The organism is Indolivaga capnocytophagoides DSM 22835 (genome assembly GCF_000426485.1).
Lineage (GTDB): Bacteria > Bacteroidota > Bacteroidia > Bacteroidales > Dysgonomonadaceae > Dysgonomonas_A > Dysgonomonas_A capnocytophagoides.
The window spans coordinates 119,612-134,065 of sequence record NZ_AUFL01000011.1 but is presented as its reverse complement, the minus strand read 5'-3'; the positions used below and the strand labels follow the sequence as shown (position 1 = coordinate 134,065).

12 protein-coding genes are annotated in these 14,454 nt (G+C 38.2%); 9 read left to right on the top strand and 3 right to left on the bottom strand.

Annotation, left to right across the window (positions count from 1 at the left end; translation table 11 throughout):
- The first annotated feature begins 818 nt into the window (after nt 1-818).
- Together K322_RS0106420 and K322_RS0106415 are read left to right on the top strand one after the other, a co-directional pair.
- Entirely contained in the window at nt 819-2,036 is a 1,218-nt protein-coding gene (locus K322_RS0106420) for a site-specific integrase (RefSeq protein WP_026626147.1), read from the top strand.
- A gap of 163 nt (nt 2,037-2,199) precedes the next feature.
- Entirely contained in the window at nt 2,200-3,099 is a 900-nt protein-coding gene (locus K322_RS0106415; protein WP_026626146.1) for a Fic family protein, read from the top strand.
- Between the two features lie 130 nt (nt 3,100-3,229).
- Here the strand turns inward: K322_RS0106415 and K322_RS0106410 are convergent, their stop codons facing one another.
- Together K322_RS0106410 and K322_RS0106405 are read right to left on the bottom strand one after the other, a co-directional pair.
- Nucleotides 3,230-5,284, bottom strand: coding sequence for a hypothetical protein (locus K322_RS0106410; protein ID WP_026626145.1), 2,055 nt, complete (start codon nt 5,282-5,284; stop codon nt 3,230-3,232).
- A 4-nt stretch (nt 5,285-5,288) separates the two neighbouring features.
- On the bottom strand, nt 5,289-9,323 hold the full coding sequence (locus tag K322_RS0106405) for an AAA domain-containing protein (RefSeq protein ID WP_026626144.1): 4,035 nt from the start codon (nt 9,321-9,323) through the stop codon (nt 5,289-5,291).
- A gap of 242 nt (nt 9,324-9,565) precedes the next feature.
- On the opposite strand from K322_RS0106405, the gene K322_RS18745 reads away from it, so the two are divergent.
- The 7 genes from K322_RS18745 (at nt 9,566) to K322_RS0106370 (ending at nt 12,930) form a co-directional block, all read left to right on the top strand.
- A complete protein-coding gene (locus tag K322_RS18745; RefSeq protein WP_026626143.1) occupies nt 9,566-9,844 on the top strand; it encodes a hypothetical protein in 279 nt (92 codons plus the stop codon).
- 103 nt (nt 9,845-9,947) lie between these two features.
- On the top strand, nt 9,948-10,178 hold the full coding sequence (locus tag K322_RS20795) for a macro domain-containing protein (protein ID WP_157279390.1): 231 nt from the start codon (nt 9,948-9,950) through the stop codon (nt 10,176-10,178).
- 200 nt (nt 10,179-10,378) lie between these two features.
- Nucleotides 10,379-10,621 carry a hypothetical protein gene (locus K322_RS20175; protein WP_157279388.1) on the top strand — a complete coding sequence of 81 codons (243 nt, stop codon included), beginning with the start codon at nt 10,379-10,381 and terminating at the stop codon, nt 10,619-10,621.
- Between the two features lie 21 nt (nt 10,622-10,642).
- A complete protein-coding gene (locus K322_RS21065) occupies nt 10,643-11,032 on the top strand; it encodes a DNA alkylation repair protein (protein WP_221406999.1) in 390 nt (129 codons plus the stop codon).
- Between the two features lie 177 nt (nt 11,033-11,209).
- Entirely contained in the window at nt 11,210-11,734 is a 525-nt protein-coding gene (locus K322_RS18730; RefSeq protein ID WP_221406998.1) for a DUF1801 domain-containing protein, read from the top strand.
- A 17-nt stretch (nt 11,735-11,751) separates the two neighbouring features.
- Nucleotides 11,752-12,423 (top strand): YdeI/OmpD-associated family protein, encoded by a 672-nt coding sequence (locus tag K322_RS0106375; protein WP_026626142.1) that lies wholly within the window; start codon nt 11,752-11,754, stop codon nt 12,421-12,423.
- A gap of 30 nt (nt 12,424-12,453) precedes the next feature.
- Nucleotides 12,454-12,930 carry a VOC family protein gene (locus K322_RS0106370; RefSeq protein WP_026626141.1) on the top strand — a complete coding sequence of 159 codons (477 nt, stop codon included), beginning with the start codon at nt 12,454-12,456 and terminating at the stop codon, nt 12,928-12,930.
- 224 nt (nt 12,931-13,154) lie between these two features.
- On the opposite strand, the gene K322_RS0106360 is transcribed toward K322_RS0106370, so the two are convergent.
- Complete coding sequence (locus K322_RS0106360) at nt 13,155-14,387, bottom strand: site-specific integrase (protein ID WP_026626140.1); 1,233 nt, start codon at nt 14,385-14,387, stop codon at nt 13,155-13,157.
- Between the last annotated feature and the right edge of the window lie 67 nt (nt 14,388-14,454).

Below are 14,454 nucleotides of genomic sequence, written 5' to 3'. Positions count from 1 at the left end.
ATATCATTGGGCTATTTACCTTTCTATACTATTCAGACTAATCAAAATTATAATGGTATATTGATTACTTTTCCGACACATCAGCGTATATCAACAATAAAATATATTTCTTATCTTTGTATCCGGTATCTAAGAAGAAAATTCATCAATTCTGCAAAATTAGCGCTATCGATCTTATAATTAATGAGCTGATCAGGCATCCAAATTCATGAAAATTCATCATTTTACTACCAGTCCCAGGCAGATTTGAACGCTCGACCTCCCATTTTTCACCTGCTAATTACTGATAAAATCTATTATATTGGCATATCTTATAGTCAGTATACATATTCTTCTGTGTATAATTTCAATACTTTACACTATTCCTCCAACTAGTAAATATCTCAAGATTTAACATATCAAATCAACAAGTCCGAATATGATGCAAATCATTGAATATAAGCCATAAACCAAAGCCTTGTTGGGACTCTGGGTTAGAGTACTGCCTGGAACTTGAACTCTCCATTTCCCTAAAAGCGCAAACATCTAATAATAAAACACTTGCGAGTTAACAATTTCTATATATACTGATTTTAAGAAATAATTTAACGCTAAATGATGAAGATCGATGATGCCAGAGTTGTGCTAAATCGTGGCCGCGAGATAAAATACATGACCAATTAATAATTATAGTAGAATTTTCCTATATACTATATTCAATAGTATATAGATTATAATATTTCATCAAACAGCGAAACGAATGTTAAATCATACCTAAATACCTCCTATTTATAGGTACGATCAGGTTGATATAATTATACAATGATTTATAAGAACATATGAAAGAGACATTTAAAATCTTATTTTTTGCAAGAAAAGACCAACTGAAGAACAATGGTTTGTCAACTATTATGATTCGTATTACAATCAAGGGAAAACAAATACAATTCAGTAGTAGTTTAGATGTAGAGCCATCCGCATGGAACCAAAAAGAAAACAGGGTAACGGAAGGATCTTCCCTCTACCTGAATACTTACTTAGAAGAAATAAGAAGCAAGATCCAAAGGATTTATGCCGAATTATCATTAAAGTATCAAAGTGTATCTCCGGAAAGGTTGAAACAGGCCTATTTAGGAAATAATGCAGAGATGTTACTCAGCTACCAATTCAGAGAACAAATTAAGATATTCAGGTCAAAAAACGGAAGAAATATCAGCAAAAAGACGGCTGAATGCTATAAATTAACACATCAGCGAATTGAAGAGTATTTGATTAAGAGATTCAGAAAGAAGGATATTGTCATTCATGAGATTGACCTGCTGTTTCTGGAGCATTTTTATACTTATCTGAGAAAAACATACAATTGCAGTAACAATACGACCATCAACTACATGAAACGTTTTGCGGCTATTATGAATTTTGCAGAGAAGACGGGATTATTGCAAGTGAATCCTTTTCATTTATTCCGGTTTCATATAGAAAAGAAATATCCTGTATATCTCAATGAAAATGAAATAAATTCAATTATAAACAAACCATTTATGACAGAACGATTAAACCGAATAAAAGACGCATTCGTGTTCTGCTGCTACACCGGTTTATCGTACACGGATATATATAACTTGAAAGTATCTGATATCGAATACCGTAACAATCAATATTGGCTTATTATTATCCGTAAAAAAACAAGCAATATATCTCAAATCCCATTATTAGATATTCCTTTGATCATATTGAAAAGGCTTCATCCGGATTTCTACATAAAAAAAGGAGACACACAATTATTTCGAATGCCAAGTAATCAAAAAGTAAATGAATATTTGAAAGAAATTGCTTCCATTTGTAATATTAATAAGAAGCTCTCTTTCCATGTTAGCAGGCACTCATTCGCAACATTGGCTCTAAATAACGGAGTATCACTAGAGTCCGTGAGCAAAATGCTCGGCCATACAAGCATACGAACAACTTTAGGATATGCAAATATTACAAACCGGAAAATCGGGTCGGAAATGAATAAAATGAGATACGGAATGAACGACTTATTTATAAAGTCTTAATATTTAGCATATATAACAACAATAGAATAAATAAATACTATTATTAATACTATAACTATTATATTCAAGATCCCTCCAATACTATATTTTATAATATACTATTAAGTTGGAAAGGATTCATCAAAAAATATTCTTATTTTTGATAGTATTAAAAATAGTATATATGATTATTGATTATACCATTACGAATAAGATGATTTCTTCCGTGACATCGATATCGGAAAAAATCGGAAGAATAAAGGAGATCAGGTCTGCCAATAAGCATATCGATTTTGATTTGCTGTGTAATGCAAGAAATATGTATGAGGCTGCTAATCGCGAGAATCTGAATCATTCCGAGGTAGAGATAGTTAATATCCTAAAGAAAAAAACAACAGAAGATGTAGATATTGATAATTACCAATTTCGTAAATTTAAGGATATTTTTTCGATGTATGCTAAGCTAGATGATTACAAAGCCTACAGTATAGAATCATTTTCGAAGGCTTATGACTTTTTATCAATTAAGCATGCTGATGAACATAATCTGAATCTGATATTTAAGGCATTGTCCGATCAGAGGTATTTTTTTCTTTATCGTATCGCTGAATTCTGCTATAATAGTTATGATTATATATGTGATGATGAAATCGTTCAATTATGGCTTATTGTCTTATTTTATCATGAACATGGTTTCGTTCTTTATTTACCCTATGCTGATATAATGGAAAAAAAGTATGGTATTGATAAACTCGGGAAATACTATGACGAAGACCTGGATACTAAATCTAAAAATGAAGGTTCGATATATCCTTTTTATGAGTTTTATTTGTCTGTAATTGATCAATTACTGGATAAAAGTGTTGAATTCCATTATAAGTTGATTCATCCGGTTTCTAATCGTGTCGAAATGCTTAAAGGGGTTATTAAGGAGCCTTTCTCCCGTAAAGATTATATGGAATATCATAAAATAGGGACGGCTACAGCAAGCGTCGATCTTAAGAAGGCTGTGGATAAAGGCATACTTACTGTTGAAGGAGATAAGAGGAATGCGAGATACTGGTATAATGAAGAATTCGTTTGAAACGTAACTTTTACTTGCTTTCAAATATAAAAGTATAGAATAAACCTTATACCTGTTTTACACTCTCGCTTTCATTTATGATTTTATGAATCAAGTTTTATAAAATTAATTTCCGACTTATCATCTCTTCTTATTTTTTATCCAGTCTGTTGGGTAGAACAATATGTGCTTTTAGATTTCTGATAGCTTCTTCCACTTCTTTTATTCCTTCCAAGGCATAGTCTTTGCTTTCTTCCTGTAAAGCAGACAAACGTTCTTGCAAAGCCCTTTTTTCTTTCGGTTTAATGTCCTTTTTCCCCCACTTAGTAACTTCCTGACTGATGTTTTGTAGTTCGGTCAGAAAATACTGTTTTTCATAATAGATCAGTTGCTTTTCTTTTTCTTCATGCAATTCGCTGTATTTCTCATCAAAACCTGCGATTCCCTGGTTGATAAACGGTTTCAGCTTTCCATCGTCCACCGTTCTGAGTTTTTGCAGGAACATTTTATCCCTTTTCTCCGGTATGTTATCGCAAAGGGCATTGAAGTTATCTACGGCCCTATCCAGGTATTTCTGACAAAACATGCGAAGCGTATCCTGATAGACGTCTTCTTTTTCCTGGTCCCAGTCCAGTTTTGCCATTTCCTCCTGGCGTACCTTGTGTTCGTTCTGTTTCACGAAAAAGGAAAGGATATTGTAACTTCCCGTATAATATAAGTTTGTTTCGTCATGGGTGCGGAGCCATACCCGTTTGTAATGGAATACCGGCAACTGGTGCAGATAAAAGTTCTGGTATGTCTCCTCCAATCTGACAAGTTTCTTCAGTACTTCCACATCTGCCATGTGGTCGGTTGCCTTTTCGGGCTTTGAATACGCGACGAAGATACGCCCGCCTTTTTTCAGATACCTCTCAAAGAAAGGGATTCTCCGCTCGATGGCATAACGCTTGATCCAGGGACTAATGATCCAAAGGTCGTTTGCCGTTTCGTCAAACAATCGTTTGAGTTCCACTTCAAATTCCAGGGAGTTGAAATGACGTTTGATTTGCGAAACCTGTTCCTGTATTGCCCGGACCTCTTCTTTATTTTGTGCCTGTACAGCAGAGTCCAGTGCTTCCTGCTTTTGGATCAATTCACGTTCAATGGTCAGCTGCTCCTCTGTTTTCTCCTCTTCGGTAAACCGGACTTCAAATTCTTCGTCCTCCCCTACTCTGACGAGTTTTTCAAGTAGCTTCAGTTTTTCATCTTCCAGTTTATCAAATGCTTCCGACAACGGAGCGATGATCTTATCCTGTTTTTCGTCGTATACAAGGGCACGAATGGTATTGTCGCGGAAATTTTCCAGAAGCACGACCCAGACTTTGGCTACATATCCATCCGCACCGAGCGGGGTACAGGATTGCAATAAAAAGTTTTTTTGAGGGAAATGAATTTCGGGCGCCTGTAATTCCGCAAGCGGCTTCACCTCTTCCAGGTTATTGGGCAGGTTGTCCCGTTTGAAACTGCGTTTCCGCTCACTGCGCAGGCTGCTGAAGATCTGTTTTGCTTTCTCTTTCAGGTCTCCTATGGCATCGATATACAGATCAAACTTCCGGGTGAAGGTAATAAATTTCACTCCATTCCTGGCATACTCCTTTCCCACCTCGGTAAGCCAGTAGACCATTCCGTTACTCTCTACCATCTCATCTCTTGTGAGTTCCCTGATAGCTTCCAGAAGAATTTCTTCTTCTGCCGGATCTGATTTCACATCAAGTCCCAGGAGTTTACCTATTTGGGCCAAAGACATATTCTCTTTCAGCAACAGGTCGCAGATGACTTCATCGAATAGAGTGAAGTTCTCAGGTCTCGAACAGGTTCCCTCAAAGTTCGCTACGGTATAGTGCCAGTCAAAATCGGTGAATCCGATGATGCGCTCAATGAGTTTCTTTTCTTTGCTGGCTGCATCAATAATTTTTAATTCTACGGGTATCTGTTCCGCAGGCTGTCGTTGCGGCTTCGCGTACACCTCCTTTGCAGACGCGTTGGTATATTTACCGATGTCGATCAGGTAGGAATATATGTTGTTCTTAATGAACGATACGACTTCGTCTCCAATCTTTTCGTTGGGATTCTCATCGTAACTATATCCGTTGGAGTGGAGAAAATCGGAAACGACCGAGATACCAACATTCAATTCTTTTGCTATTTTTGACAAACGTGTGCTCATGCGATTACAAATTTTGAAGTTGTGCAATATCTACCCGGTGCATGCGCTGAATGGCTTCGGCATATTCTGCTTTGTTGGCAAAATGTTTTTCATTCCCGACAATAATCAATAATCGTTTTGCCCGGGAGAAGCCGACATTCACGCGTTGCAATTCCCGTGCAAATCCCAGTGCATAAGGATATTTATTATTTTTTTGTTCTTTGCCTTCTACATCAATCTGCCTGTCGCTTCGTACGGTTGATATAAGAATAATATTGCGTTCCATTCCCTGAAAGCGGTCTACGGTGTTTATGCGAAAAGGAATCTGAAATTCATTTCTATATTTGTGCTGGTCAAAATTACGCCAGTCGTGTTTGTCAAGCGTGGGATAGATGACTCTTTTTATCTGTTGCATCTGAGGCATGTAGTAGGTGATGATCCCAATTTCTTTGTCTTCTTCTTTTTCGAAAAAATCCAGGTATTCCCGAAAACCTTCTGCTTTGGTCAATGCCTGCAATACGGTGCGGATGGCATCGATTTCACCTTCATTTTCGTACGAAGTTCCTTTTTTTGTCTCGGGGGTTTCTACATTCACCCAGATGGCGTGAATATCGGGTTCGATAAAAGGAGGCAAATTAAACCCGTGCCACCTGCTGGCTTTTACAGCCAGGTTGGGTACATCCATCTGAGATTTTATACCACAGATCAACCCGCTTTCCAGGGTATTCTGATCTTTGTAGAATTGGGAGATGCAGTTCATGATTTGTTCATGCATACGGAACTGGGTATCCAGACTTGCTACTAATCTATCCGGTGCATTCACGAATAATTTCTCGAACTGGGATATTTTGTAGTCATCTTTTGTCCAATCTTCTACCAGGTTTTTGGCACCGACAGCTTCCAGCGCTTCGCTGAATTCATTTTCATCGATCATAGGCGGAAGCTGTTTATGGTCTCCTATAATGACGACTTTCTTGGCCAGTGTCAGTGGCAGGATCAATTCGGGTGGAGTGGCTTTACTGGCCTCATCCATGATGACCAGGTCAAATTCGGGTTCTCCTTGCTTTTCGTTGTTTTTCTGAAACATGGTGCGATAGGATTCTCCGAAATTGCGGCTGCCGCATTCGCTACAGGTAGCGGCAAATACATTTACGTGTTTGAAATACCTTCCGGAAAAGGTGGTTTTGATCCATGAATCTTTCCTGCTCAGCCCTTTTTTCCATTTGGCAATGGTATTCTGGTGGGTTTCGCTGTCGCTGCTTCTGTGGCTTATGTTTTTGATCCATTCGCAAATGGCGTTGTCCGCATTGATCTGCTCATCGTCTGAGTCCGTTTTAGCGGCGATCCAGTCTTTTAATCGCTTGTCGGAATAGACTTTGCCTTCGTCTTCAAACTTGTCTATATTTCCGATGCGGATGGGCCGTACCAGTTGTTTTCCTTTCAGTCTTTCCAATGCATTGTCCACGGCGAGATTGGTTTGCGAGGTAATTAAGATTTTCGCACCGGGGTCTCTGAGTAAGGTTTGCCAGATAATCTCTGCGATCACCGTAGTTTTTCCTGTTCCCGGAGGTCCCTGTATCAATGCCAGGTCTGTGGCAAGCAGAGATTTGGCAACTGCTTCAAGCTGTTTGGGTTGATTTTTCAGTAGAGGCTCGTTCAGATTTTCCAGTATCCGGCTCTTTTCTTCTTCGATATCTTCGTAGGAGAGACGGGCGGTATTGGGGTCGAACAGGAAGTTGGGCAGGTTTTTATTGACAGGAAACTCTACTTTTCCTCCGGGTTCGGTCACTTTTCGCATGGCTTTTATCATGCGGCTAATGTTGGTAAGTTCACCGGGGAAAATGGGTTTGATGTATCCCCGTTTTATTTCTTCCAGCGTCAGTCTTTCATCTTCCCGGGCATTGACAAGCTCATCAAACGTATGATTCATCCGGAAGATGAGTTTGTCCCGTTCCTTCCGCATCAGAGTACCTATCGATTTTCCTCCATTGAAATAGGCATCCAGTCCATCTTGTTGTACAACTTCGTCCAGTTTATTTTTTTCGTCAGGAGTAAGGTAAATAAATGTGGCTTGCCGGACATTCTTAACGGTCTCATTTTCTTTCTCTTTTTCGAGTGTTTCATTTTTTGCAAACTCATACCGAGTCTTGCCCAAGTTGTTTTCAAAAGAGTAAGTCAAAAGATGTTTATAGGGAATACATGCTTCTGCCATTACTTTGCGAAAGTTCCTTCTTTCTTCCTTTGCCTGAAAATAGCAGGTAAAAAATATACGGGTATCGTTCTTTACGGAGTCATACCTGACGTCTCCTACTTGGTGACGGCTGACTTCTTCCTGAATTTTGTTGATTATTTCCTGCCGTTGTTCCTTCTGGTCTGTTTTAAATTCCAGGTAGAAGGTCGGTTGGTATTCTTTTTTCTCTATCATCACCTCCGGGAATGCTTTTTGAATTCGTTGGAGATGGGACTGGTATTCCTGGTTATCCATAGCCTGTATGGTCAGCATGGATCTTTGAATCTGAAAGCTGGTCATCCCTGGCTGGTCGGTTCCGGTTTTAAAACTACGGAGTTTATTTATATCCTGTTCGTGGGAGATAATAAAAACATACCGGGTAGGAAGCTGACGGAAGGAATGATCCTGGTTTGTTTGTTTAATTGTTTCCAGGATTCTCTCTTTTTCCTCTCTTTTGGAGATAAATGCAACCTGGTATTCGCCTTCTACAATCTGTAGTCCTTCTATTTCCTGTAGGTTGCATTTTCTGTTGGTGCCAAATCTGTTTGCCCTTTCTTTCTGGAAAAGTCCCAGATCTTTGAAAATATCCGCCCGTATGTGCGCATTAATTTCAAGGATGAGTTGCCGCTGGTCTTCCGTAATGCTTATTTTTAACCGGTCGGGGTTCAGGCCTTCTTCCTGTAACAGGGATTTTGCCTGAAGTAAGATTGCGGATGTGATAAGGGGGGCCTCTACATTTACTTTCAGTTCGATGTCGTTGTTCTGTTTTACTTCCAACAGGGAATCAAAATTGTCGCTGACAACTTTCCGGATATGGGGCAGGTCTGTCTCTGTAATATCCAGCCGGCCGTATTCATCTATGGTACATTCTATCTGATATTCGTCTTTTAAAATACCTTTTAATTGAGAGATAACTTCTTCTTTCGAGGTACTATCTACATATTTAAAGATAATGTCTCCTGCGAAATAATGTATAGGAGAGTCGTTGGAAATATCGTAAAAATATTCATTGGCTATTTCATGGAGTTTATCTCTTTGTTCGGAGGTTAATTCCTGGTATGTGTTGAATTCAATAAAGGCATTGTCTTCATTGGCTCCATAGTCTTCCAGCCCCTGCGCATTGAAATAATGTTTAAGTTCGGCTTCAAACTGCCGGCTCAGGTCTTTCTCGTTTATGAGGATATCAATGTAGTTGACCCGCTCGTTGTCGCTGTTCGTATCAGTGTAAGGTCTACGAACTTCTTTGATTTTCCAGATCTGCTCTTTTTGCTTTATGAGCTTCTTTAATGCGATGACATAATTGGTCCATATGCGTTTGTCTTTTTCTTTGTTGATATCCACGGAGGGGACAGGAAGCGCTTCTACCCTCTTATACATATCCTTGAATAAAGAGGATTGTGTACCTTGCTTATCTTTTAAGTCACCTACGTGAAAAGAGCAATGGTATGCCAAAGTATCTTTGGTTGGTTCTGCAAAAAACGGGATTTCTTTGCTTTTACCTGCAAAATATCCAAATACTTCTGTAAAGGCATCTACTTTGCCATTCCAAAGTGTAACCCCTAATTCTATGGCTTTTTCATCTTCCAGGGGTACAATTATTTTGTGCCTGGACTTATCACCCTTTCCACCGCTTTTTTGCTTTTGAAAGAAACAACGGTGGGGATTAGTGGTAAGAATCTGTCTAACCTGAGCGAATGGAAGCGTATTGTCAGCATTTCTTCCCCATGTGTCTGCGTAATCGTCCCTGAATTTCAGAAAGATAGGTATGATTGGTTCTGATACATTTTTTGAGTAAGTACCAGTTGGCATATTCTTAGAATAATCCATCATATTTTTTTCATGGTAATAGTGGTAATATTTATGTAAAAGTACAAATAAATATAGGATTTGCATTTATCGGCCCATATAATTCTACTTTTTAGGTGTATATAATTGTACTACTATTAATGGTAGTATTATTTTTCATTTGGAGATGGATACTAAAAAACTCAAAATCTCTGTATAGTATAATTGCATCCATAATAACAGTTCCAATATTATATGTCATCATAGTATCATGCGTAATTTTTACCATGAGCTATTATCCTGACCGAAATTTTGACAGAGAAGTTTGGCTTAATAATAGAGAAATACGTTACGAATATTCATCTAGTTTAAAGAAGGATAAACTATTACAAGGTAAAACAAAAAAAGAGGTAAAAGAATATTTAGGAAAACCGGATCGTGTAGAAAAAAATGCACTTATATATTATATAGGGTTCAAACCTCAGATTATGGGAATAGACCCTGATTGGTTAAAAATAAGTTTCGAAGAAGACATTGTATCAGAAATCGTAGAGTATAATTCATAACCTTTTAAAAACGAGAAGTCATGTAATCATTTGCTTCATAAGGAGGTTCGCCATGAAGCTATCGAATCCTGTTTAGAAAAACTAACAGAGGGAAGCCAAATCATTGATTGCAAGTGTGTATACGCCTCGTATCGGCTGCGGACTAGCCGGAATTAAATGGAAGCACATAGAACCTCTTATCGAAAAGACATTGTTGAAGCATGATATATATATTGCCAAAATCTACTGGTTTATTTTCGTTCGTCATGTCGTTTTTATAGTTCTAAGATCGTTGCTGCTTTCATACGCAAAAAACGATAAACTTTTCGGTGGGATTTATGTTATTACGTTATAATTATATCCAGAGTTAAAATTAGTATGAAGACAATATCATTCGACATCGAGATCAAGGCTTCCAAAGAAAAAGTATGGACTATTCTTTAGGAAGACAGTAATTATCGTGCATGGACAAAAGTATTCAGCGAAGGTTCGCATGCTGTAAGCGACTGGAAAGAAGGTAGCCGGATTTTATTTCTAAATGGGGAAGGACAGGGTATGTATAGCGTAATTGAGAAAAAACGCCCCAATGAATTTATGTTATTCCGGCATTTGGGACAAATTGATAACGACAAGGAACAACCGCCCTACAAGCAGTCGTCAACAGAAAGTTATATTCTGACAGAATCTGATGGAAAAACCCATTTGACAGTAGAATTACTTGTCGAAGAAGAATATGAAGATTATTTTTTCAAACAGTTTCCGGTTGCATTGGAAAAAATAAAAATGCTGGCCGAATAATGAACAAATCAAGAGATTGATATGGCCCCATCTTCAAAAGCAGAAAGCATCCTGAATCAAATCAATAGCAAAACTAAATTAGGCGGCCTGCGTAAAATTGCAAAAGAAATTAAAAAAGATCACAGTCTTGCTATGGAACTATGGTCAACCGGTATATTTCTAGCCCGGCAATTGGAAATTTTGATTATGGATATCCGGATGATTTCACAAGATTTGGTTAATAAATTGGATCAGGATATGCACGCCCACTCGGTCAATGAGAGAAATCAACTGACGGATTGGTTAATGGCTAACCAACTCACAAAAGATAAAAAAACAATTGCACTGATCGAATTATGGGAAAACAGTGCTTCTTCCCTCCAAAGAAGGGTATTCTGGTATTATCAAGCAAGATTGAGATGGATCGGGTAAATTCCTCCGGACAATACCGCTTATTTACTTTCAGCACTAGAAGCTACTATTTTGAAAGAAAAGCCGGAAGTTCAATGGGCCATGAATTTCACTGCAGGCTGGATTGGTGTTTATGAAGAGTAATATCGAAAACGATGTATTGCATTAGGAGAGAAAACAGGGCTTTACAAAGGAGAAATGGTGTCCAAGGGCTGTACACCTAACTATTTGCCTGATTTTTCGCCATTGAAGCAAAAAAGAGAAACAAATAATCCGTTTATACCGACTATTTATGGCAGAAATAAAAACAAAACAAACCGACACGGATGTTCACGAATTTATCAACCAGTTTGCCCAACCCAGCAAAGACGAAAAGACAGTTTTGAACTGATTAAACTGATGCAGGACTTCACGAGCTATGAACCAAAAATGTGGGGCGCCAGTATAATAGGATTTGGAAGTTATCATTACAAATCCGACAGAAGCCGTCAGCAAGGCGATTGGCCTCTTGTTGGGTTTTCGCCACGCAAAGCAGCCATATCGCTTTACGTTTATACAGGACTCAAAGAACACGAACATTTACTCAAAGATTTGGGAAAATTCAAAATGGGGAAAGCTTGTATTTATGTCAACAAACTTTCTGACATTAATCAGGAAGTACTGAAAAAACTAATGAAAGGCACGATCGACTTTTTACAATCAAAATATGAAGTAAATATGTGAAAATATAAGAATCAAAGATGAATAGCGAAATTATTAAGAAATTCAATATCGGAAAATTCGATGCGAAAGTAATCCTCAATAAACCTGTCGATATTACAGATTTCGATGGAGTATCTTTCGGCACAACATTGAGAAAAGGAAAATACGATATGATTTTTGCTTTCATTTTCTCGTTGGACGAATTTGCCGCCTTGTTGAGAAAAGCAATTGACAATGATCTGTTGAATCCTTACGGAATGCTTTATTTTGCCTATCCAAAAAAGGGTAACAAACAATACGAGCAATTTATTGGACGCGACGATATTCTGCCGGCAGTGGATATGGACAACGACGGTTATGTGTACGACAGTCTCATTAAATTCAATAAAATGGCTGCTTTCAGTGATGTATTTACGGTCATTGGACTAAAGCTCGATGAAAAAAGGAAAAAATCCAATCAGCCAAGTCAATGTGTAGCTGATTATGTTGATCGCATCCCCGATGTGAGGAAATATTTTGAAACAAATAAGGATGTGTTGGCATTATTTGACCAACTTACACCCGGCTATCAGCGTGGTTGGGTACGTTACGTATATAGCACGAAAAGCGAAGCAACCACTGAAAAGCGTTTTGCCGAAATGACCTCTATATTGAAGCAAGGCTACAAGTCGATAGATTTGTTCCGCCAGAATAAAAAGAGAAACATATAAATTATAATTAACAATTAAAGAATAAATTCCATGGATAATCAAAAAATCACACCTTGTCTTTGGGTTGAAAAAGATGCCAAAGAGGTTGCAGCGTATTATCTTTCGATATTTAAAGATGGAAAACTGAAAGACTATCGGCTATTTGAAAATACACCAACAGTTGACGATAGCGGCAATGCTGGTAGCTTCAGTACTGCTGTAATGGAACTTGCAGGTGTAGAATTTTCTATTCTTGCCGCAGGACCGTATTTTAAATTCAATGAGGCCATTTCACTCGTCATAAATTGTAAAGGCCAAGCCGAGGTTGATTATTATTGGGACGCACTTACTTCAAATGGAGGAGAAGAAGGAGATTCCGGATGGTGCAAAGACAAGTATGGTTTATCATGGCAAGTTGTTCCTGTCGAATACTTTGAACTGATACATAGTAACGACCCTGCTGTGAGGGAAAAAGCAATGATAAACACATTTAAGCAGAAAAAACTGATACTTTCAGAACTCAAATGAATGGCATAGAAACTGGATATGCGAATGTTTTATCCTCAAGAATTAGATGCATATTTAAGTGTTCATGGATTTAAAATTCTTAATAAATTCGATGGGTTCAAAGAAGAAATATTTGAAAACAAATCTGAGAAACAAATATTTGTATGCAAAAAGATAAATAGCGGCGAACAATAAATATTAATAGGATTACCTCATCTTACTGAAATAATCCTATTTATATGCAATTATTCAGACTGGACATTCTTATACCTTTCATTCACCTTACGCATATCTTTCAAAATACTTTTATCCAGCACGCGAGCATAGTGGCGGGTCATTTTAGTATCTGAATGCCCTAACATTTTAGCCACATTTTCTATGCTGACTCCATTGGCAAGGCAAACAGAAGTGGCATATGTATGGCGTCCTGTGTGCGTGGTAAGTTGCTTCTTGATACCGCACAAATCGGCAATTTCTTTGAGGTAACCATTCATCTTTTGATTGGTAGGAACAGGAAGAAGTACACCTTTACGAACACAATCGGAATGTTGTGTATAGCGCTCCAAAATATTCATCGGGACTTCCATCAAAGGAATATTACACATGTTGTTGGTTTTCTCCCTGCGTTTACGAACCCATGTAACCCCTTCATTGTCCAACGCCAAATGCTCTTTTTTCAAGTTCTTCACATCACTGAAGGCCAAACCGGTCCAGCAGCAAAATACAAAGGCATCACGGATAATCGCCAAACGCTTTATCTCAAATTTCTTTTCCATCAGCATTTTCAATTCATGGTCTTCAAGGAAGTCCCGTTCCACTTCCTCGAGATGAAACTTGATATTAGCAAAGGGGTCTTTCCTTATCCATTCGTTGGCTAAGGCAATACGAATAATCTTTTTGAAGTTCTTCAGGTATTTAGTTGCTGAATTATGGTTACAGTTACGTTCTGTCTTTAAGAAGAACTCATAATCCTTTATAAACTGGTGATTAACTTCCTCCAGATAAACATCGTCTTTGCTATAGCTGAACTGTATGAACTCCTGTGTATGCCGGTAAGAGGTTTCGTAGCGCATAACCGTAGCCGGCGACATATCTTTTCCTGCTAGTTTCCTGCACCTTTCATTATGCTCCATAAAAACAGATAACAGTGTCCTACGGGTTTCGTCTTCCCTGCCCAGATAGCGGTCTAAAATAATTTTCGGGTTAATCTCGACTCCGTCAAGTTCGAGTTCCCGATAAATTTCCATTATCCGCAACCGGATAGAATCTAAGCGGTTATTCACCTCTTGTGATTTACGGTCTTTACCAATTACTTTTTCTGCAAACTTGTTCCATTTGTCGGGTTCCACATTCAGGGCGATGGTTGTCTCGATACGCTGCCCTCCAACGGTTATACGCATAAAGACAGGGCTTTCTCCTTTTTTAGAAACACGGGATGGCTTTACCAAGAACAAGGTCTTGAAGGTTTTTCTACTCATAACTTTTAATTTTTTATAATTTATTGATTTTAAAAGTATGAGATTCAGCTGTTACGGGCAGGTTTTA

Coding starts and splice junctions, on each gene's coding strand:
- K322_RS18745 (WP_026626143.1), top strand. CDS start 9,566: ATGAGCTATTATCCTGACCGAAATTTTGACAGAGAAGTTTGGCTTAAT.
- K322_RS0106415 (WP_026626146.1), top strand. CDS start 2,200: ATGATTATTGATTATACCATTACGAATAAGATGATTTCTTCCGTGACA.
- K322_RS0106375 (WP_026626142.1), top strand. CDS start 11,752: ATGAATAGCGAAATTATTAAGAAATTCAATATCGGAAAATTCGATGCG.
- K322_RS0106420 (WP_026626147.1), top strand. CDS start 819: ATGAAAGAGACATTTAAAATCTTATTTTTTGCAAGAAAAGACCAACTG.
- K322_RS21065 (WP_221406999.1), top strand. CDS start 10,643: ATGGCCCCATCTTCAAAAGCAGAAAGCATCCTGAATCAAATCAATAGC.
- K322_RS0106405 (WP_026626144.1), bottom strand. CDS start 9,323: ATGATGGATTATTCTAAGAATATGCCAACTGGTACTTACTCAAAAAAT.
- K322_RS0106370 (WP_026626141.1), top strand. CDS start 12,454: ATGGATAATCAAAAAATCACACCTTGTCTTTGGGTTGAAAAAGATGCC.
- K322_RS0106360 (WP_026626140.1), bottom strand. CDS start 14,387: ATGAGTAGAAAAACCTTCAAGACCTTGTTCTTGGTAAAGCCATCCCGT.
- K322_RS20175 (WP_157279388.1), top strand. CDS start 10,379: ATGTATAGCGTAATTGAGAAAAAACGCCCCAATGAATTTATGTTATTC.
- K322_RS18730 (WP_221406998.1), top strand. CDS start 11,210: ATGGTGTCCAAGGGCTGTACACCTAACTATTTGCCTGATTTTTCGCCA.
- K322_RS0106410 (WP_026626145.1), bottom strand. CDS start 5,284: ATGAGCACACGTTTGTCAAAAATAGCAAAAGAATTGAATGTTGGTATC.